We start from the raw sequence: 19,568 nt of genomic DNA on the forward strand, positions 1-19,568 counted from the left end.
GTTCGAGCGAATGAGGGCGGAAGAGCTGCGCAGCCATCGCTGGTACGGCACCGACAGCCTCAGGTCGTTCAGCCACCGGGCGCGGACCCGGCAGCTCGGTATCGCGGCGGAGGAGCACCTCGGCAAGCCCGTCGTCGGCATCCTCAACACGTGGAGCCAGCTCAACCCCTGTCACATGCATCTGCGTGAGCGGGCCGAGGACGTCCGGCGCGGCGTCTGGCAAACCGGGGGCTACCCCGTGGCGCTGGTGCGGGACGGCGATCCGATCACGCTGGACGTCGAGGCGCGGCGGCTCACGCTGGGGGTTCCGGACGAGGAGCTCGACCGCAGGCGGCGCGCCTGGACGCCGCCGCCCCCGCGCTACACCCGCGGGTACGGCGCGCTGCACGAGGCGCACATCCTCCAGGCCGACGAGGGATGCGACCTCGACTTCATGCGGGGGTCCGGCGGGGCGCCCGAGCCGGACGTCGACTGATCGGGATTGGTATACCGGTACGCATGACCGCTGAGCACGTGCTGAGTCCGGTGGCCAAATCGACCACCCGCACCGACCTGGTCGCCGACGCGATCCGCACCGCGATCCTGTCCGGGCGCCTCGCGCAGGGGGAGACGCTGGTCGAGCGCCGCCTGGCCGAGCGGCTCGGGGTCTCCAAGACGCCCGTCAGGGAGGCGCTCATCGGACTGGCCGCCACCGGGCTGGTCGTGATCGGCGCCAACCGGGGGGTGACGGTGCGCGTGGTGGGCCGCGCCGACCTCCGGAAGGCGTACGAGGTCAGGCTGCTGCTCGAACCGTGGGCGATCGGCCGGACGGCGGCCTCCGGACACGCGGCGGACGGCGCGCGGGCGGCCCTCGCCGAGGCGCGGGCGCTGCTCGCGGGCACCGACACGGCGGCCCTCAGCCTGGCCAACCGGCGTTTCCACCGTGAGCTCTACGCCCGGTGCGGCAACGAACTGGTGGTCGCCCAACTCGACACCTTGCAGGACCTCGCCGCGCTCGGCAGCGTCACCGTGCTGTGGCGGGACCGGCCCACGTGGCCCGAGGAGCACGAGGAGCACGAGGCGGTCCTCGCCGCCGTCGAGGCGGGCGACGCCGCGCTCGCCGAGCGGCTGACCCGCCGCCACATCGAGCGTTCGGTCGCCCGCCTCTCTTAGACGACGGACTTCAGGATGTCCGAAACCCTCTGCCGGTCGGGGCCGGTCGGTCCGGTCATCGGCGGGCGTACGGCCCTGCCGCACACGCCGAGTTGCGCGAGCGCCTCCTTGACCACCGAGACGTTGTGCTCGCCGCCGTTCCTGGCACGCAGATCCTCGACGGGCTTGAGCAGCCGCCACACCTTCGCGGCCCCCGTCCGGTCGCCCGCCCGGAGCAGGGCGTGCAGTTCGAGCGACAGCTCGGGGGCGACGGCCGCCAGTCCGGAGGTGAAGCCCTCCGCGCCGCCCGGCCAGAAGAACGGCGCCCAGGTCTCGGCGAGCCCGCACAGCCAGACCGGCCCCTCCACCGCACCGGCGAGGACGGCCATGGCCACCGGGTCGGGCACCGCGTACTTGATCCCCACGACGTTGGGACACTCGCGCAGCAGGTCACGCAGGGCGCGCTCGGTCACGGCCGGGGAGCGCACGTAGCAGACCACTCCGAGGCCGGGCACCGCCTGGGCGATCTCCCTGTGGTAGGCCGTCCAGCCCGCCTCCGACTGGTAGGGGTGCACCGGCTGGTGGACCATGACGGCCTGGCAGCCCTGCCGGGCGGCGTCCCCGGCCAGCCGTACGGCCCGGCGCACCTCGTGGCCCACGCCCGCGATCACGACGGCGTCCGGCGCGGCCCTCCGGGTGACGGCGACGACCCGGGACAGCTCGTCGTCGTCCAGCGAGTAGAACTCCCCGGTGTTGCCGTTGGGGGTGAGCGCGCGCACCCCGCCCCTCGTCAGCCGCTCGACGACGGCCGCGAGCGCCGGCTCGTCGATCCGGTCACCGTCGTCGAACGGGGTGACCGTGACGGCGACCACACCGCGCAGCGCCTCGCGGACCTCGTCGATCATGTGAACCTCCCGAGTCTGGCATTTGGTATATCAGTATGCCGAACGACTGAAGTTGACAACGATCTTTGACACAATTGATGGCCGAAATGCCTATTTAACGACGCAATGTCTTGACTTGTTCGGGTGTGGTCCCCTATCTAGAAGAAGGCAAAAGACGGCTGATCATTAACGGCGGCGACCATGACAATCGAATCAGGACCGGACAATCCGCGTCAGGAGTACCGCGCCATCCAGGCCGAGGCGTTCAACCGCATCGGCGGCCGGTACGACGAGGCGTTTCCGCACAAGGAAGGCCAGGTGGCCGCCGGAGAGTGGATGATCAAGCAGCTCAAGCCGGGGGCGCGCGTCCTCGACGTCGGCTGCGGCACGGGCGCGCCCACGGCACAGCAGTTCGCCGAGGCGGGCTGCGAGGTGACCGGAATCGACATCTCCCCGGTCATGCTGGATCTGGCGCGGAAGAACGTGCCGACCGGGACGTTCCTCGAACGCGACGTGCTCGAACTCGACGACTCGCTCGGCGTGTTCGACGCCGTGACGGCCTTCTTCAGCCTGCTCATGCTGCCGCGGGCCGAAATCGAGCAGGCGCTCCGCGCGATCCACGCCGTGCTCGCTCCGGGCGGCCTGTTCTCGCTGAGCATGGTGGAAATCGACCTCGACGACGTGCCTTTCCAGTTTCTCGGCGCTCCGGTGCGGGTGACCGGTTATCTGCGCGACGAGTTGCGCGAGGTCATCGAAGCCGCCGGTTTCAGCGTGCTGTCGGAGAATCACCTTTCGTACGCTCCGGCGACCACCCAGGCGCCGCCGGAAATCCAGCTCTTCGTCAACTGCCGGCGTGACCAATTCTGAGCGGCCACACCCGTGTCGGGAGACGGGGAACCGTTCTCTGTGCTGAGTCATGTCAGCGGCGTCGTCCGGGCCATGGGCGAGAGCCCGGGCCCGGAGGAGGCGACGAGGGTCCTCTGCGAAGCGGTGGTGCCGAAGCTGGCCGACGCCGCCGCGGTCTACGTGGACGGCGCCGCCTGGCACCGGGTCGATCCCGACGGGCGGCTGCCGCCGCGCTGGGCAGGCGACGGGATCCGTGAGGCGGCCCTGCTCGACGGGCACCTGCTCGCCGTGCCCCTCAGGGCGTACGGCACGCCCGTCGGCTGCGCGCTGCTGGCGCGCGACGCCCGGCGGCCGCCCTTCGGGGAGGCGCACGTGCTCGCCGCGGGACAGCTCGCCGTGCCCGCCGCGCTCACGATCTACCACGGGCGGCGGGACCGCCAGCAGGACGAGACCCTGGAGACCCTCCAGCGCGGGATGCGGCCGGGCGACCCGCCCGACCTGCCCGGGCTGGAGATCGCCTACCGCTACAAGCCCGCCGCCGAGCGGGTGGGCGGCGACTGGTACGACGTCATCCCGCTGCCGGGCAGCAGGGTGGCCCTGGTCGTCGGCGACGTGATGGGACACGGGCTCGCCGCCGCGGCCGTGATGGGCCAGCTCCGCACGGCCGTGCAGACCCTGGCCTCGCTCGACCTGCCGGCCGAGCAGGTGCTCCACTCGCTCGACGAGATGGCCCAGCGGCTGGCCGCGCAGACGCTCACCACCTGCGTCTACTGCGTGTACGACCCGGTGCTGCGCAGGTGCACGATCGCGAGCGCCGGGCACCTGCCGCCGATCCTGCTGGGGCCGGACGGCAAGGCGGAGGTGCTGTCGCCGCCCCGGTGCCCGCCGATCGGGCTGGGCCGCACGCCGTTCGAGACGATGGAGATCGCGGCGGAGGACGGCAGCATGCTCGTCCTCTACACCGACGGCCTCGTGGAGGAGCGCGGGCAGGACATCGGGCTGAGCGTGGAGTCGCTGCGCCGCAGGCTCGCGAACGGCACCTCGATCGAGGCGCTGAGCGACGACGTGCTGTCCGCCGAGAGGACCGACGACGTCACCGTGCTGGCCATCCGGTTCCGCGGCATCCCCAGCGAGCACGTCGCCCAGTGGCTGCTGGAGCCTCAGCCGACGACGCCGTCGCGCGTACGCGGCCTGGTCCGCCGGACGCTCGGCTCGTGGGGTCTCACGCCCATGATCCCGGTGGCCGAGCTGCTCGCAGGGGAGCTCGTCACCAACGCCGTACAGCACACCCAGCGGCCCATCACCATCAGGCTGCTGCGCACCGACCACCTGCTGTGCGAGGTCAGCGACGACGACCACCGGCTGCCGGTGGTGCGCGAGCCCGGCCCGCTCGACGAGGACGGCAGGGGACTCTACCTGGTCAGCCAGCTCGCCGAGCACTGGGGGACCAGCCGGGTCGCCGGAGGCAAGACCGTCTGGTTCTCGCTGGCGATCCCCTAACGCCGGAACGCCTTGCGGTACGCCGACGGCGACGTACGCATCGAACGGCCGAAATGGTGGCGGAACGTCACCGGGCTCTCGAACCCGACGGCGGCTGCGATCTCCTCTATCGGAGCCGCCGTCGTCTCCAGGAGCGGCAGGCTGGCCGCGATCCGCTGCGCGATCACCCACCGCAGGGGGCTCGTCCCGGTGCGGCGCCCGAAGTGCCGGATGAAGCCGCGCTCCGACATCCCGGCGACCCGGGCCAGCGCGACCACCGTGACCGGCCGGGTGAGATCGGCGAGCACCCAGTCCATCGCCCGGCCCACCGGGTCGTCGTCCTCCACCTCCGCGACCGGCGCCTCGACGAACTGCGCCTGCCCGCCCTCGCGATGCGGCGGCACCACCAGCCTGCGGGCCACCGCGTTGGCCACGCTGGGCCCGTGGTCGCGCCGCACCAGATGGACGAGCAGGTCGAGGCCCGCCGCACTGCCCGCGCTCGTCAGCACGTCGCCCTCGTCCACGTACAGCACTCCGGGATCCACCCGGACCTCGGGAAAGCGCCGCTGAAGCAGCGCGGCGTACCTCCAGTGGGTCGTCGCGGCCCGTCCGTCGAGCAGCCCGGCGGCGGCGAGGGCGAAGGCGCCCGAGCAGATCGACACGATTCTGGCCCCGCCGTCGTGCGCCCGGCGCAGGGCGGCCGTGAGCGCGGGGGAGATCTCCGCTCTCACGTCCGGGACGCCGGGCACGATCACGGTCCGCGCCCCGGCGAAGACGTCCAGCCCGTGCGCCGCCTCGATCGTGAACCCGCCGACCGCCCGCAGCGGACCGGGCTTTTCCGCGCACACGACCAGCTCGTACCACGGGACGTCCAGCTCCGGGCGGGGCAGCCCGAAGACCTCGACGACGCAGCCCAGTTCGAAGGGGCTCATGCCGTCGAAGGCCAGCACCGACACGGTCCGGTTCCGGTCGGAGAGCGCAAGCATGGCGGGATATTAGCGATATCGGGCGTTCATGCCTCTTCTGGCACGGCAGGGCGGCCGGGCACCCTGGTCGGCATGTCCGCCGTAACGCACACGCCCGCCGCCGAGCCGGCCGCCGCCGTCGCCCACTTCTCCGCCCGCCTGGCCTTCGAGACCGACGTGTCCGACGTACGCGCCGACCTGCTCTCGGGGGAGCCGGGGATCGTGGTGGTCGACTCCCGCGGCGCGGAGAGCTGGCGGCAGGGCCACATCGAGGGAGCCGTCCACCTGCCCACGGCGGAGATCGCCGCCAGGGCGGCCGCGCTGATCCCTCGTGACGTGACCGTGGTCACGTACTGCTGGGGGCCGGGCTGCAACGGCGCGACCCGCGCGGCGCTGGAGTTCGCCCGGCTGGGCTACCGGGTCAAGGAGATGATCGGCGGGTTCGAATACTGGGCGCGTGAGGGCTTCCCGGTCGTGGAGCCCTCCGGGGTGCGCACCCGGCCGGCCGACCCGCTCACCGCGCCCGCGGGAGCCGCCTGCGCGTGCTGAAGTCTTCTCGGTTACACCCATGCCGCGGAAGTCCTATACACTGGCGAGGCACCGCCGACGCGGTGTGGCAAGGGGCTATAGCGCAGCTGGTAGCGCACTTCCATGGCATGGAAGGGGTCTGGGGTTCGAATCCCCATAGCTCCACCATGAGTGAATCACCCCAAGAGCCGTCCTCCATCCGGAGGGCGGCTTTCGGCGTCTTGATGGACGCCGAAACGGTTGTCGGCATGTACGAATACCTCGCCGAACGTGGAGTGAGGATCTGGATCGACGGCGGCTGGTGCGTCGACGCCCTTCTCGGCAGGCAGACGAGAGAGCACCCGGACCTCGACGTGGCACTCGACCGCAAGGACGAGGAAGAGTTCGCCGAACACATGAAGGGTCTCGGCTACACGAGGAGACGTGACGGCGACGACACCGCGTGGAACTACGTCCTGACCGACGGCCGGGGCCGCCACGTCGACGTGCACGTATTCGAATACGACGAATCCGGAAAGAACGCATACGGAATCGCGTACCCCTACGGCTCGCTCACCGGACAGGGCAGAATCAACGGCCATGCCGTGGACTGTGTCGCCCCGGAGTGGATGTTCGCGTTCAAGACGGCGTACGCGCCCGAAGAAAGGGACCTCAAGGACGTCCACGCGCTGAGTGAGAAGTTCGGCTTCGAGATACCGCCCACCCATCGGTGATCTGCGCACATGGTCACACTCGTGCCGGGTAGGGGCGGATGTCATGAAGAGGATCCTGCAGCTCGTCGTCACCCGTTGGCTGGCGCGCACGCCGATCGGGATGGTCCTGCTCGGCCTCGGCTGGCTGTTCATGCGCAGGCGGCGGGCCCGCAATCGGCAGCAGCCCGCGAACTCCCCGGCGCTCCGTCAGCCCGGACGCCGGTCGGGCAACCCGTACGCCTGGCGCGGCCCCGCCGCGGGCAACCGCCGCTGACACCGGCCAGCCCGCCGATCAGCCCACCGATCAGCCGAGGACGGCGGGAGTGCGGAACGTCTGCCGGTAGACCAGAGGGGACACCCCGACGGCGGCGTGGAGGTGCTGGCGGAGCGAGACCGCGCTGCCGAACCCGGCCTTCCTGGCGATCGCGTCGACGGGCAGGTCGGTGGTCTCCAGCAGGTGCCGGGCGTGCGCGATCCGCTGCCCGGCGAGCCATCTGGCCGGGCTGAGGCCGGTCTCCTCCCGGAACCTGCGGGTGAACGTCCGCACGCTCATGCGGGCGTGCGCGGCCAGGGCAGCCAGGTTGACCGGCTCCTCTAGGTGTTCGAGCATCCACGCCCGGGTGGGCGCCGTGGTGGTCCCGGCGGGATCGGGCAGCGGCCGCTCGATGTACTGGGCCTGCCCGCCCTCGCGGAACGGCGGGGTGACGCAGCGGCGGGCGGTGCGGTTGGCCACCTCGCTGCCGTGGTCGCGCCGGATGACGTGCAGGCACAGATCGATGCCCGCCGCCACGCCGGCCGAGGTCAGCACGTCGCCGTCGTCGATGAACAGCACGTCGGGATCGAGCCGTACGCGGGGGAACAGCGCGCGGAAGTTCGCGGCGTTGCGCCAGTGCGTGGTCGCCGGACGCCCGTCGAGCAGTCCCGCGGCGGCCAGCACGAAGGCCCCGGTGCAGATCGAGATGAGCCGCGCGCGTCCCGCGACGGCCCACAGCGCCGCGCGCACCTCCTCGCCGAGCGTGCCGTCCTCCAGCGGCGTCCCGCTGTGGATGCCCGGCACGACCACCGTGTCGGCCGTCGCGAGCACGCTCAGGTCGTGGTCGGGGAGGACACTATAGCCCGCCGAGCTCCGCACCGGGCGGCCTCCCGGGGTGCAGGTGACGACCTCGTACAGCGGGCCGGGATCGCGGGCGGCCCAGAACACCTGCCCGGGAATGCCCAGGTCGAGCGTGGAGAAGTCGTCCAGGGCCAGTACGGCGACGCGATGCATGGCCCGATTCTTTCACATGTTGACCTCCCGGCCACTGTCCCCGAAGGCGGGCACAACGGAGGATGCTCGCCATGAAGTCGCTGCATCGTGCGTGGATCGTCGCCGCCGTCGCCTTCGTCGCGATCATCGGGGCGGCCGGGTTCCGCGCCACACCGGGTGTGCTGATCACGCCATTGGAGGACGAGTTCGGCTGGACGAGGGGCACGATCTCGCTCGCGGTCTCGGTGAACCTCATGCTCTACGGGCTGTGCGCGCCGTTCGCGGCGGCGCTCATGGACCGCTTCGGCATGCGCCGTGTCGTCGCCTGCGCCCTGCTGCTTGTGGCGGTCGGCAGCGGCCTGACCGTGTTCATGACCGCGAGCTGGCAGCTCGTCGCGCTGTGGGGCGTCCTGGTCGGGCTCGGCACCGGCTCGATGGCGCTCGTCTTCGCCGCCACGCTGACCGACCGCTGGTTCGTACGGCACCGCGGCCTGGTCACCGGCGTCCTGACGGCCGGCGGCGCGACCGGGCAGCTGATCTTCCTGCCGGTGCTCGCGCACCTGGCCGAGATGCAGGGCTGGCGGTGGGCCTCGGTCACGGTGGCGGGTGCCGCGCTCGCCGTCGTACCCCTCGTGTGGTTCCTGCTCAGGGACACCCCCGAGGAGATCGGCCTGACCGCGCTGGGCGCGACGGAACCGGTCGTGCGCACGCCGGCCAAGGGCGCCGCCGCCCGGGCCGTCCGCGTCCTGCGGGACGCCGCACGCACCCGGCATTTCTGGTATCTCGCCGTCGGCTTCGCCATCTGCGGGGCGAGCACGAACGGCCTGGTCGGCACCCACTTCATCCCGGCCGCCCACGACCACGGCATGCCCGAGACCACGGCCGCCTCGCTGCTCGCCGTGATCGGGGTCTTCGACATCGCCGGCACCGTCTTCTCCGGCTGGCTGAGCGACCGGGTGGACCCGCGGCTCCTGCTCGTCGTCTACTACGGGCTGCGCGGGCTGTCGCTGCTGGTCCTGCCGCAGTTGTTCGCCGCCACGACCGAGCCGAGCATGCTGGTCTTCATCGTCTTCTACGGCCTTGACTGGGTGGCCACCGTGCCGCCGACCGTCGCGCTGTGCCGCAGGATCTTCGGCGCGGACGGCGCGGTGGTGTTCGGCTGGGTCTTCGCCTCCCACCAGGTGGGCGCGGCCGTCGTCGCCACCGTGGCCGGAGTCACCCGCGACCATCTGGGGAACTACGACCTGGCGTGGTACGGCGCGGGCGTGCTGTGCCTGATCGCCGCGCTCATGTCGTCCCGTATCGTCACGCGTGTCCGGGATCGCCGCGAAGCTGCGATCCTTGTCGGGTGACCGAACGCGTTCTTCCCCTGGTCGTACGCATCGAGCGGGCCGCGCCGCCGCAGCGCACCGACGCGCTGGAGGCGGCGGCGACGGCCGTGGTGCGCCTGCTCGACCGTGCCCAGGACCACGCTGGGGATGACGGAGGCGAGTGGCTCGACGAGGTCGCCGAGTGGCAGGACGGCCGGATCAGGAAGGTGGTCAGGCGGGCACGCGGCGCCGAGTGGCGGCGGGCGCTCGCCCTGCCCGGCATCACCGTCACCGTGCGCACGGCCGAGGTGCGGGTGCACCCTCCCGTGCCGCTCGACGACTGGCCGCGTGACCTCGCCCGGCTCCAGGTGTCGGGTACGGATCTCTCCGACGACGCCACCCCGCCGGAGGCGGGCCCCGACGACGTGGTGCTCTGGATGAACCCCGGTCTGGAGATGACGGCGGGCAAGGCGATGGCGCAGGCGGGCCACGGCGCCCAGTTCGCGTGGTGGGGCGCGGGCGAGGCGGACAGGGCGGCCTGGCGCGAGCGCGGCTTCGCCGTACGGGTCAGGACGGCCGGCCCGGGCCGATGGGACGCGCTGGCCGCGAGCGGGCTGCCGGTGGTCAGGGACGCCGGGTTCACGGAGATCGCACCGGGCTCCGCGACGGTCGTGGCCGACGCGCCGTGGCTGCGGGTCGGCGTTCCCGAAGTGTGATGGGGAAGGCGCCCGAAATACCGGGATATGCCGTACGCTCCCGATCGTGTCACCTGGGGACTATGGGACGAAGGCCGTTCCCTCTTATATAGCGGCCGAGGCCGAGACCACTCCGCTACCGAAGATCACGGTCCCTGTGGCGGCGCCACCGGCGAGCTCGTCCAAGGGCCTCGGGGACCTGCCGATGCGGGTGGTCTACCGGGCGATCGCGGTCGCCGCGGGAGTGGTCGTCCTTGGGGCGGGCGCGGCCGTCGTGCTGCTGAACCGGGGCGACCCCGCCACCGCGACCGCCGCGCCGCGGCACTCCGCCGCCGCCGTCTCCTCGGCCGCACCGGCCTCGTCCGCGCCGGGCGCCGCCGCACCGGCCGCGGGCGCGGTGGCCACGCCCGGTCTCAGTCCACTGTCCAGCCCGCTTCCCAGTCCGCTGTCCAGCACCGGGACGAGCGCGACGCCCAGCGCGGCGGTGAGCCCGGACGCGGTCGATCCCGCGCTGGCGGCGGCCCTCAAGGACCCCCGCGTGCCCGCGCTGCCGAAGGACGGCCGCCGGCTCCGCAGCCTGCCCGGCCGGGCGGCCGCCACCCACGGACTGCTCAAGGACCGGCGCTCCGGCGTCTCCCTGCCCCGCTTCACGAAGACATGGGCGCCGGCCAAGCCCGCGCCGTTCGCCTCCCGCCAGCTGCTGCCCGAGGTCAAGGGCGCGCCGTACCGCGGGATGCTGGTCTCCTGCCCCGTGCCGATCCCCGAGCAGAAGACGCTGCGCGACACCGCCTTCCTGGCCGCCCGATGGACGCTCAACCACCACCCGTCGGGCGCGACGATCACCTGGACGGCCTCGCAGCCCATCAAGGCGGGCAAGCGGAAGGGCTGGCTGCTCGGCTACACGGTGCACTACACGCTCAACGGCAGGAAGCGGGTCTCCGCCGCGGCGCTCGCCCTCGTGGACGTGCCGGAGAGGAAGCCCGCCGTCGTGTTCGTCACGATCCCCGACAGCCAGAAGAAGCGCTGGCACGACATCAACAAGGTGATGTCCTCCGTCAAGGCGCTCTAGCAGGAGCGCGGGCGCCGCCACAGGCGGTTGGTCAGGAGCACGGCCACCGCCAGCCCGGCGGTGGTGAGGGCGCCGCCCTCGCCGACCATCCAGGCCGACCTGTCGTGCGCCGACGTCATCGCCTCGGCCACGAAGTACAGCGACGCGTTCATCGTGGCGTGGAGCACCAGGACCGGCCAGATGCTCCGCGTGCGCAGGCGCAGCCACACAAGCGGGAAGGCCAGCGTGACCGTCTGGAGCGTGAACATCAGCAGCGCGTACGGCACCGGCACGCCCTCCTCCACCGCCCCCGGCACGAACAGCATCAGGGGATAGTGGAACGAGGCCCAGGCCAGGCCGAGGATCACCGCCGTCGCGGCCGGGCTCCTGCGCGCGCCGAGCCTCGTGACGAGCACGGAACTCCAGCCGAGCTGCTCGCCGAGCGCCAGGACGACGAACGGCACTACACCGGGAACGAGGCCGAGCACCACGCCGAGCGCCGGATTCAGCCCGGTGGACGCGGCGAGGTTGCCCGGATCGAAGCGGGCGGCGCCGGTCAGCCAGGCCGTGCCGTACGCGAGGCCGGTGCCGAGGACGGGCACGGCCCAGGCGGCGGCGATCGTGCGCCAGGGCACCCGGTGGAAACCCCAGTCCACGGCGCGGACGCCGCCACCGGCCAGGCACGCGGCGAGCGCGGCGAGCGCGGGCATGAACGCCTGGCTGTAGACGGCGATCTGGGTGCCGATCGGGGCGTCGCCGATCCGGTTGAGGTCGGCGCCCTGTGAGACGGCGAGGGCCACGACGGGCAGCACGAGGGCGGCCAGGGTGGCGCCGTATACGGCGAGCCGCGGCCCGCGGACGGTGGCGGGAGCGGCGGCCTCGATGGGGATGGCGGTTGGCGTGTTCGTTCGCATGGGCCGATTCCAGCGCCCCGGCGGTCCCGTCCGCCTGAGGGCCGGGTCCCGTTCCCGTCCCGGCGACGGGGCCCGAGGGGGTCCCGCTCCCGTCCCGGCGTCCGGACCCGCGGGGGTCCCGGGTGGGACGGGACCCTGGTCCCATTCCCGTCGAGGCGAGGAATGTCCAATGATGTCCTGATGCGAAGTGGTGCGTGGCCCCGATGGCTCTGGGCGATCCCCGTCCTGTGCGGGGCGGCCGTCGTCGCCGGCGTCGCGCTCACCACGGCCGTGCCCGTGCCCGACAGCACCTATCTGGTGCTCGACGCGGTCGTCGGCATGACCTACCCCGCGGTCGGCGTGCTGATCCTGTCGCGATGGCCGCGGCACCCCATCGGGTGGCTGTTCTGCCTGAGTGGCGCGGGGCTGGCACTCCAGGCGCTGTCCGGGGGATACGCCGCGTACGCCCAGTCCTACGGGCTGCCGGGCGCCCTGCTCGCCGCGTGGGTGACGAACTGGGTGTTCTTCACCGGTTTCGGGCCGCTCCTGCTGCTGCCGCTGCTGCTTCCCGACGGACGGCTGCCGTCTCCGCGGTGGCGGCCGGTGCTGGTCGCGGCCGTTGCCGCGATGGCGGTGCTCCAGGTCATGCTCATGCTCCGCGATCGCGTCTGGGTCTGGGGACACGAGGTGCCCAGCTCCTTCGGGTTCGTTCCCACGGTTCCCGTCGCGGAGGCCGCCTTCGGCGCGGTGGTGACCGGGCTGGCCCTGTCGGGGGTCGCGGCCCTGGCCACCCGGGTCACGCGCTCGGACAACAGGCGCCGCCTCCTGCCGGTGTTCGCGGCCGTCGTCGCGGTGGGGCTCTCGGTCGTCGCCGACAACCTGCTGCCGCCCGACCCGCCGGTGGGGGTGTGGCTGCAGGCCGCGGCACTGCCGCTGTTCCCCGCGGCCACGGCGGTCTCGATCTTCCGCTACCGGTTGTTCGAGATCGAGGTGCTGATCCGGCGCACCGTCGTGTACGCGCTGGTCACGGTCGTGCTGCTGGGGGCCTACCTGGTCACCGTGGCCACGATCGGCACGCTCCTGCGAACCGGGAACGGGCTGCTCGAACCGCTCGCCGCCACCGCCGTCGTCGCGGTGGCGTTCGCGCCCGCACGCGACGCCGCGCAGCGGGCCGTCGGCCGTCTGCTGTTCGGCAACCGGGGCGACCCGGCCGCCGCGCTGTCCCTGCTCGGCCAGCGCCTGGAGTCGTCGGCCGACCCGACGCGGCTGCTCGACCGCGCGGCGGAGACCGTGGCGCACACGCTGCGGCTGCCCGCGGTCGCCGTGCTCGCCGCCGACGGCACACCGGTCTGCGCCGAGGGCGGTGTCCCCGTCGACGGTGTACGGCTTGCGCTCGTGGTGGGCGGACGCGTGGAGGGGGAGCTGCGCGCGGCCCCCCGTTCGCCGGGTGAAGCCCTGTCGGCGGCAGACCTGGCCGTGCTCGACGACCTCGCCCGCCAGCTCGCGGTCGCCCTTGCCGCCGTGCGTCTCGCCAGGGAGGTGCAGACGTCGCGCGAGCGGCTGGTCATCGCCAGGGAGGAGGAACGGCGCAGACTCCGCCGTGATCTCCACGACGGTCTCGGGCCCGGCCTGGCCACCATCGGCGTGCGACTCGACGTGATAGAGGCCACCGCCGCGGGCATGCCGCCGGCCATGCGGTCGTCGCTGTCGGAGGTCAGGCAGCTCGTCCAGGGCCTCGTCGGCGACGTGCGGAGGATCGTCCACGACCTGCGCCCGCCGGCGCTGGACGAGCTCGGGCTGGCCGGCGCCCTGGAGGACCTCGCTCTGGACACGGAGGAGGCGGTGGAGGCGGGCCCGGTCGTCACGGTCCGGGTGCCGGAGCCGCTGCCCGAGTTGCCCGCCGCCGTCGAGGTGGCGGCCTACCGCATCGCGCAGGAGGCCCTGGCCAACGCCCTGCGTCACGCGCGGGCCCGGACCATCGAGATCGTCGCCAGGATCGAGCGGGACGGACTGGTCCTGCGTGTCCGCGACGACGGCAGGGGACTGCCCGACCCACTCGTCGAGGGCGTGGGATCGGGCAGCATGAGAGAGCGCGCCGCGGAACTCGGCGGCGTGTTGCGCAGGACGTCCGCCTCCGGGGCGGGCACGACGGTGGAGGCGGTGCTGCCGCTGTGATCGACCCCAAGGCCGATTCCCAGACCGACCACACGGCCGGCCCGACGGCCGACCCCACGTCCGGCCGGACGGCCGATTCCGAGGCCGCCGCGCCGGTGCGCGTCCTGCTGGTGGACGACCACCCGCTGCTGCGGCACGGCCTGCGGGCGCTGCTCGAACAGGTCGGCGGCGCCCAGGTGGTGGGCGAGGCGGGAGACGGCGACGAGGCCGTCGCCCTCGCGCTGTCGCTGCGGCCCGACGTGGTCGTGATGGACCTGGTGATGCCGGGCACCTCGGGGATCGAGGCCACCCGCCGGCTGATCGACCGCGATCCCGCTCTCGGCGTGCTCGTGCTGACGATGAGCGAGGACGACGCGTCGGTGTTCGCCGCACTGCGGGCGGGCGCGCGCGGCTACGTCCTCAAAGGCACGGGCGGGGCGGAGTTCATCGCCGCCGTCCGGGCCGTCGCCCGGGGCGAGGCCGTGTACGGCCCCGCGGTGGCCCGGCGCATCCGCAGGTTCCTGGCGCCGGGCCCGGACGTCACGCCGTTCCCCGAGCTGACCGCCAGGGAGCGGGAGATCCTCGACCTGCTCGCGTCCGGCAGGTCGAACGCGGAGATCGCCCGCGCCCTGTTTCTCAGCCAGAAGACCGTGAAGAACCACCTGACGTCCGTCTTCGCCAAGCTCCAGGTGGCCGACCGGGCGCAGGCGGTGGTGCGCGCCCGCCGCGCCGGTCTCGGCGAGTGAGCCGTGGGGACGACCGGGCTCAGTGCTCGGCGAGGACGATCACGGAGTCACCGGCTGTGAACGTCACGGTTCGTGACCGGTCCGGGTTGAGCACGATGCCGTAGTGGGGCGGTTTCCCGGACTGCGTCGCCATGCGGTAACCGATCGCGGTCTCGCCACGCCGCAGGGCCGACTCCACGATCGTGCGGAAGGCGACGGGCCCGCCGGTCGTCACGTAGTTCTCCACGGGCCGGGGATAGACCTCCGAGCCGGCGGAGTCGAAGAGGTAGCCGAAGACCTCGGCGAGGTGCGGGTTCTCGGCGAGCTGCGCGAGCAGCAGGCCGATGACGGTGTCGCTGATCACGATGTCGTCGGCCTCGGTGACCTCGGCGAGCGCCCGGTTGTTCTCGTCGTGCATCTCGCTCACGATCGAGTACTTCTCGCCGAGGGTCGCCTGCATGTCGCGCAGTTGCAGCAGCGTCATCAGCGTCCGGTTGTCGGCGTGGCGGGGATCGTACCGGTCGTCGGAGAGCACGATGACGTGCTGGTAGACGCCGACGCCGAGGGACTCCAGGGCGTACCTGTCGGTGGCGTCGCACTCCTTGACGTTCACCGTCAGGTTGCGCAGGTCCGCCAGGCCGGCGCCGGCGCCGGGGTGGTCCCCGGCGACGTCGAGCACCGATCCGGGAGTCACGTAGCCGTCCAGGTAGCGGATGATCCGCGCGGCCCGGCCGTTCCAGCCGAGCATCAGGGTCCGCTCGGGGGCCGGCTCCGGGGCCGTCGCGGGGACGATGTGCCGTTCGTCCGCGGGAGCCGTTCCGTTCGCCAGGCGGATGAGCGAGTCGTCCTGGGCGAGCACGACGATCTCGTCAGACGTGCCGATCACCGTGTCCGGGGGCGCGTTGAGCACCACACCGCCGGGTGTGCGCAGGCCGAGGACGGTCGCGGTCGCGTACGCGTCGAGAGCCTCGCCGTACGACCTGCCCGCCAAGGAGGGATCGCGGCGCAGGTAGATCTCGCCGCCGTCGAAGTTCAGCAGGTCCATGCAGACGACGGACACGCCGGACTGCCGGGACGACTGCACGATCAGCCGGGCGGCGATGTCGTCGCTGTCGACCAGGTGGACGGCGGGCCCTCCGGCCAGCCGGGCGGCGGCCATGTTGCGCGAGGAGGCGATGGCGGCGACCACCGGAGGATGCTCCCCGGCCCGCTTGCCTAGCGCGAGCAGGGTCTTGATGACGTGCGCGTCCGGGTCGTCCTTCTCCGGGGACAGCACCACGATCGTCCGCGCGCTGCTCAGGCTCAGCAGGTCGAGGTCGGTCGGCTCGGTGGGCCGGCCGGTGCGGCACACCAGGCGCGTCTTGCCCGTGTCGCCCACCCGGGCCCGGATGGCGTCCTCCATGGCCGGCTTGTCCCGGTCGGCCAGGATCGCGATGACCGAGCCGTGCTGGCTGGCGTGCGCCTTCGTGAGTTCGGAGACGATCGTGTAGAGCTGCTCGGACCAGCCGAGGATGACGGTGTGGCCGCTCTCGATGACGCGGGAGCGGCCCTTGCGCAGCTCCTCGATCTTGCCGCGCAGACCGGCGGAGAGCACGCCCACGAGGATGCTGACGATGAAGATGCCGCCGAGGGACGCCCCCAGCATGATCGCGAGGAAGGGCGCGGTGCCGGCGTCTCCGGCGATCTTCCCCGGGCTGAGGGCGTGCATGAGCGACAGCCACAGCACCCCGGGCCAGCCGTCGTGCCGGAGCGCCTCGTCGGGGGTGAGCCACATCGTCAGCGCGCTGACCACCACGATGAGCGCCAGCGACACCAGGGCCAGCCAGCCGATGAGGGCGGCCGTGCCCCTGGCCATGGTGTTGTCGAACCAGTAGCGCGCACGCTCTTTGACCGTGGCTTTTGACACCGGCATCCCCCGCAAGTGATCGGTAAACGTCAGACATAGTAGAAGCGACTAGGCTTCACCGTGTGACGGAACTGGTGCTCGCCTCGGCCTCTCCCGCCCGCCTCGGTGTGCTGCGGGCGGCCGGGCTCGATCCCAAGGTGATCGTCAGTGGCGTGGACGAGGACGCGATCACGGCCGACACCCCCGGGGAGCTGTGCCTGAAACTGGCCGTGGCCAAGGCGGACGCCGTCTCCCGGACGCTCGGCGACGGCATCGTGATCGGCTGCGACTCGGTGCTCGAACTCGACGGCGTCGCGTACGGCAAGCCGGGAACGCCGGAGAACGCGAAGGACCGCTGGCACATGATGCGGGGCAGGACCGGCAGGCTGCTGACCGGGCACTGCGTGGTCGACGTGGCCGCGGGCCGCAGGGTGTCGGAGGTGGCGGCGACCGTGGTGCGGTTCGGCACGCCGTCGGACGAGGAGATCGAGACGTACGTCGCCAGCGGGGAGCCGCTGCGCGTGGCGGGGGCGTTCACGCTCGACGGCCTGGGAGGCTGGTTCGTGGAGGGCATCGAGGGCGACCACGGTAACGTGCTCGGCATCTCGCTGCCCCTGCTTCGCCGCCTTTTCGCCGATCTGGGCGTGCCTGTGACGACCTTGTGGCGCTAGCCTGCCCGCCATGAGTGGCATCGGGCGGCCCGCCGGACGGCGCGGCGTCGGCGGTTTCGCCGAGGGAGTCGGTTTCTGCTTCCGGGGTCTCGGGTGGGTCTCCCGGCATCCCCGCTGGTGGTTGTTCGGGCTGATCCCGGCCCTGATCGCCCTGGTGCTCTACGCGCTGGCGCTGGTCTGGCTGGGCACGCACGCGACCGACGTGGCGGCCTGGGCGACGCCGTTCGCCGACGACTGGGGCTGGCGCGACGGGTTCCGCACGCTGGTCGGCGTGATGATTTTCGTGGCGGGTCTCGCGCTCGCCGTGCTGACGTTCACCGCCGTCACGCTCGTGATCGGCGACCCGTTCTACGAGAAGCTGTCGGAGCGGGTCGAGGAGGACCTGGGCGGGCTCCCCGACGGTGGCGACCTGCCCTTCTGGGCGTCCCTGCTTCGGTCGATCCGCGACAGCCTCGTCACGCTCTGGTGGGTCCTGCTGTTCTCTGTGCCGTTGTTCGTGCTCGGCTTCGTGCCGGTCGTCGGGCAGACCGTGGTGCCCGTGGTGGGGGCGTTCGTCTCCGGGTTCTTCCTCACGGTCGAACTGACCGCCCTGGCGATGGAACGCCGGGGTCTGCGGCGCAAGGAGCGTTTCGCCCTGCTCCGGTCGAACCTGTCCGTCACGCTCGGATTCGGCGTACCGCTCTTCCTCGCGTTCATGGTGCCGCTCGTCAGCGTCGTCGCGATGCCCGGCGCGGTCGCCGGCGCCGCCATGCTCGTCCGCATGCGGCTGGCGCCGGCGACCGCCCCGGAAGGCCGGGCCCCGGGAGGTCAGGCCAGGGACACGAGACCGGCGTAACCGGAGTTCCACATGTCCTCGACCCCGTCCGGCAGCAGCAGGACGCGGTCGGGGCGCAGGGCCTCCACGGCCCTCTCGTCGTGGGTGACCATCACGACGGCGCCCTGGTAGGAGGCGACCGCCGCCAGCACCTCGTCCCGTGACGCCGGGTCGAGGTTGTTGGTGGGCTCGTCGAGCAGCAGCACGTTGGCCTGCGAGCCGACCAGGGTGGCGAGCGCCAGACGGGTCTTCTCGCCGCCGGACAGCACGCCCGCTGGCTTGTCCGCGTCGTCCCCCGCGAACAGGAACGAGCCGAGGATCCGGCGCACCTCGCCGTCGCCCAGGTGCGGCGCGGCGGCGGCGAGGTTCTGGGCGACGGTGCGCGCCGGGTCGAGCGTGTCGTGCTCCTGCGCGAAGTAGCCCAGCCGCAGACCGGGCCCGTGCACCACACGGCCCGAGTCGGGGCGTTCCCGCCCGGCCAGGATCCGCAGCAGCGTGGTCTTGCCCGCCCCGTTGAGACCGAGCACGACGAGCCGGCTGCCCCGGTCCACGGCCAGGTCCACGCCGGTCAGCACCCGCAGGTCGCCGTACGCCTTGGTCAGGCTGATCGCGCCGAGCGGCGTGCGGCCGCAGGGGGCGGGCTCGGGCAGCCGGATGCGGGCGACCTTCTCGGCGCGGCGGACCGGCTCCACTGCGGCCAGCATGCGGTCGGCCCGGCGCGCCATCTCCTTGGCCCGTACGGCCGTCGACTTGCCGGCGCGCATCCTGTCGGCCTGGGCGTGCAGCGCGGCGGCCTTGCGTTCGGCGACCGCCCGCTGCCGGGCGTGCCCGCGCTCGGCGGCGTCGCGGTCGGCCAGATAGGTGCGCCAGCCGGTGTTGTGCACCTCCAGCGCGGCCCGGTCGGCGTCGAGGCGCCAGATCCTGTTCACGGTGTCGTCAAGCAGCGCGGTGTCGTGGCTGATCAGGACCAGTCCGCCGGTGCGGCTCGCGAGGAACGACCGGAGCCAGGCCACAGAGTCGGCGTCCAGGTGGTTGGTGGGCTCGTCGAGCAGCAGCGTGCCCTGCCCGGCGAACAGGATGCGGGCGAGTTCCACCCGGCGGCGCTGCCCGCCGGACAGGGTGCCGACCGGCTGGGTCATGACCCGGTCGGGCAGGCCGAGCCCGGCGGCGATGCGGGCGGCCTCGGCCTGCGCGGCATACCCGCCGCGGGCCTCGAACTCCGCCTCGGCCCGGACGTACCGGCGCATCGCCCGCTCCTGCTCGGCGGGGTCGGCCATGGCCGCCTCGGCGGCGCGCAGCGCGCGCTCGGCCTCGTCGAGGCCGCGGACCGACAGGATGCGGGTGGCGACGGAGAGGGACGGATCGGCCGCCGCGGGATCCTGTGGGAGATAGCCGACCTCGCCGGTGCGGGTGATGGTGCCCGCGGCCGGCTGCAGTTCGCCGGCCAGGGTCTTCAGCAGGGTGGTCTTGCCCGCGCCGTTGCGGCCGACCAGGCCGACGCGGTCGCCGGGGGCGACGTGGGCGGTGACGTCCGACAGCAGGAGACGGGCGCCGACGCGCACGTCGACACCGCGAAGGGTGATCATTTGATGACGCTCCGGA

The 19,568-nt window shown here is 72.6% G+C and carries 20 protein-coding genes and 1 tRNA gene; 15 read left to right on the top strand and 6 right to left on the bottom strand.

Annotated features, from left to right (window positions below; all coding sequences use genetic code 11):
* Positions 1 to 10 precede the first annotated feature (10 nt).
* The gene (locus FLW16_RS18855) at positions 11 to 475 is read left to right on the top strand and encodes a dihydroxy-acid dehydratase (RefSeq protein ID WP_142561414.1); all 465 of its coding nucleotides are present in this window, start codon (positions 11 to 13) and stop codon (positions 473 to 475) included.
* Between the two features lie 23 nt (positions 476 to 498).
* Entirely contained in the window at positions 499 to 1,152 is a 654-nt protein-coding gene (locus tag FLW16_RS18860) for a GntR family transcriptional regulator (RefSeq protein WP_142561415.1), read from the top strand.
* Here the strand turns inward: FLW16_RS18860 and FLW16_RS18865 are convergent.
* Complete coding sequence (locus FLW16_RS18865; protein WP_142561416.1) at positions 1,149 to 2,036, bottom strand: dihydrodipicolinate synthase family protein; 888 nt, start codon at positions 2,034 to 2,036, stop codon at positions 1,149 to 1,151. The genes FLW16_RS18860 and FLW16_RS18865 overlap by 4 nt on opposite strands.
* A gap of 180 nt (positions 2,037 to 2,216) precedes the next feature.
* Between FLW16_RS18865 and FLW16_RS18870 the strand changes: the two genes are divergently transcribed.
* A complete protein-coding gene (locus FLW16_RS18870) occupies positions 2,217 to 2,882 on the top strand; it encodes a class I SAM-dependent methyltransferase (protein ID WP_142561417.1) in 666 nt (221 codons plus the stop codon).
* A gap of 39 nt (positions 2,883 to 2,921) precedes the next feature.
* The gene (locus FLW16_RS18875) at positions 2,922 to 4,361 is read left to right on the top strand and encodes an ATP-binding SpoIIE family protein phosphatase (RefSeq protein ID WP_142561418.1); all 1,440 of its coding nucleotides are present in this window, start codon (positions 2,922 to 2,924) and stop codon (positions 4,359 to 4,361) included.
* Here FLW16_RS18875 and ftrA read toward each other — a convergent pair.
* Positions 4,358 to 5,326 carry a transcriptional regulator FtrA gene (gene ftrA, locus FLW16_RS18880; protein WP_142561419.1) on the bottom strand — a complete coding sequence of 323 codons (969 nt, stop codon included), beginning with the start codon at positions 5,324 to 5,326 and terminating at the stop codon, positions 4,358 to 4,360. The two genes, FLW16_RS18875 and ftrA, sit on opposite strands and share 4 nt — an antisense overlap.
* A 72-nt stretch (positions 5,327 to 5,398) precedes the next feature.
* Here ftrA and FLW16_RS18885 point away from each other — a divergent pair, with 72 nt between their 5' ends.
* The 4 genes from FLW16_RS18885 to FLW16_RS18900 all read left to right on the top strand — a co-directional run bounded on the left by FLW16_RS18885 (position 5,399) and on the right by FLW16_RS18900 (position 6,799).
* Entirely contained in the window at positions 5,399 to 5,854 is a 456-nt protein-coding gene (locus FLW16_RS18885; RefSeq protein ID WP_142561420.1) for a rhodanese-like domain-containing protein, read from the top strand.
* Positions 5,855 to 5,925: 71 nt separating this feature from the next.
* Positions 5,926 to 6,001 (top strand) — tRNA-Ala (locus FLW16_RS18890).
* A complete protein-coding gene (locus tag FLW16_RS18895; protein WP_221891151.1) occupies positions 6,001 to 6,546 on the top strand; it encodes a nucleotidyltransferase domain-containing protein in 546 nt (181 codons plus the stop codon). The genes FLW16_RS18890 and FLW16_RS18895 overlap by 1 nt, the downstream gene beginning before the upstream one ends.
* A gap of 43 nt (positions 6,547 to 6,589) precedes the next feature.
* Positions 6,590 to 6,799: a DUF6203 family protein gene (locus FLW16_RS18900; protein WP_142561421.1), complete on the top strand. Its 210-nt coding sequence runs from the start codon at positions 6,590 to 6,592 to the stop codon at positions 6,797 to 6,799.
* Between the two features lie 30 nt (positions 6,800 to 6,829).
* Here FLW16_RS18900 and FLW16_RS18905 read toward each other — a convergent pair whose 3' ends face one another.
* The gene (locus FLW16_RS18905; protein ID WP_142561422.1) at positions 6,830 to 7,792 is read right to left on the bottom strand and encodes a GlxA family transcriptional regulator; all 963 of its coding nucleotides are present in this window, start codon (positions 7,790 to 7,792) and stop codon (positions 6,830 to 6,832) included.
* A gap of 71 nt (positions 7,793 to 7,863) precedes the next feature.
* Here FLW16_RS18905 and FLW16_RS18910 point away from each other — a divergent pair, with 71 nt between their 5' ends.
* From FLW16_RS18910 to FLW16_RS43765, 3 genes are read left to right on the top strand one after another with little or no spacing between them, the layout of a single operon-like run.
* Positions 7,864 to 9,123, top strand: a complete 1,260-nt coding sequence (locus tag FLW16_RS18910) for an MFS transporter (RefSeq protein WP_221891152.1) — start codon at positions 7,864 to 7,866, stop codon at positions 9,121 to 9,123.
* Entirely contained in the window at positions 9,120 to 9,797 is a 678-nt protein-coding gene (locus tag FLW16_RS18915) for a peptidyl-tRNA hydrolase (RefSeq protein WP_221891153.1), read from the top strand. The genes FLW16_RS18910 and FLW16_RS18915 overlap by 4 nt, the downstream gene beginning before the upstream one ends.
* Before the next feature lie 46 nt (positions 9,798 to 9,843).
* Complete coding sequence (locus tag FLW16_RS43765; RefSeq protein WP_185949489.1) at positions 9,844 to 10,845, top strand: hypothetical protein; 1,002 nt, start codon at positions 9,844 to 9,846, stop codon at positions 10,843 to 10,845.
* On the opposite strand, the gene FLW16_RS18925 is transcribed toward FLW16_RS43765, so the two are convergent.
* Positions 10,842 to 11,738 carry a CPBP family intramembrane glutamic endopeptidase gene (locus tag FLW16_RS18925; protein ID WP_142561425.1) on the bottom strand — a complete coding sequence of 299 codons (897 nt, stop codon included), beginning with the start codon at positions 11,736 to 11,738 and terminating at the stop codon, positions 10,842 to 10,844. The genes FLW16_RS43765 and FLW16_RS18925 overlap by 4 nt on opposite strands.
* 180 nt (positions 11,739 to 11,918) lie before the next feature.
* Here FLW16_RS18925 and FLW16_RS18930 point away from each other — a divergent pair, with 180 nt between their 5' ends.
* Positions 11,919 to 13,892 (top strand): sensor histidine kinase, encoded by a 1,974-nt coding sequence (locus tag FLW16_RS18930; RefSeq protein ID WP_142561426.1) that lies wholly within the window; start codon positions 11,919 to 11,921, stop codon positions 13,890 to 13,892.
* 95 nt (positions 13,893 to 13,987) lie between these two features.
* The gene (locus FLW16_RS18935) at positions 13,988 to 14,617 is read left to right on the top strand and encodes a response regulator transcription factor (protein ID WP_142561536.1); all 630 of its coding nucleotides are present in this window, start codon (positions 13,988 to 13,990) and stop codon (positions 14,615 to 14,617) included.
* A gap of 19 nt (positions 14,618 to 14,636) precedes the next feature.
* On the opposite strand, the gene FLW16_RS18940 is transcribed toward FLW16_RS18935, so the two are convergent.
* The gene (locus tag FLW16_RS18940) at positions 14,637 to 16,502 is read right to left on the bottom strand and encodes a CASTOR/POLLUX-related putative ion channel (RefSeq protein WP_142561427.1); all 1,866 of its coding nucleotides are present in this window, start codon (positions 16,500 to 16,502) and stop codon (positions 14,637 to 14,639) included.
* 62 nt (positions 16,503 to 16,564) lie between these two features.
* Between FLW16_RS18940 and FLW16_RS18945 the strand changes: the two genes are divergently transcribed.
* Positions 16,565 to 17,152: a nucleoside triphosphate pyrophosphatase gene (locus FLW16_RS18945; protein WP_142561428.1), complete on the top strand. Its 588-nt coding sequence runs from the start codon at positions 16,565 to 16,567 to the stop codon at positions 17,150 to 17,152.
* Positions 17,153 to 17,162: 10 nt separating this feature from the next.
* Entirely contained in the window at positions 17,163 to 17,987 is an 825-nt protein-coding gene (locus FLW16_RS18950) for an EI24 domain-containing protein (RefSeq protein ID WP_142561429.1), read from the top strand.
* On the opposite strand, the gene FLW16_RS18955 is transcribed toward FLW16_RS18950, so the two are convergent.
* Positions 17,960 to 19,552, bottom strand: coding sequence for an ABC-F family ATP-binding cassette domain-containing protein (locus tag FLW16_RS18955; protein WP_142561430.1), 1,593 nt, complete (start codon positions 19,550 to 19,552; stop codon positions 17,960 to 17,962). The genes FLW16_RS18950 and FLW16_RS18955 overlap by 28 nt on opposite strands.
* Positions 19,553 to 19,568: the final 16 nt, after the last annotated feature.

It is taken from the genome of Microbispora sp. KK1-11, from assembly GCF_006874435.1.
Classification (GTDB): Bacteria; Actinomycetota; Actinomycetes; order Streptosporangiales; family Streptosporangiaceae; genus Microbispora; species Microbispora catharanthi.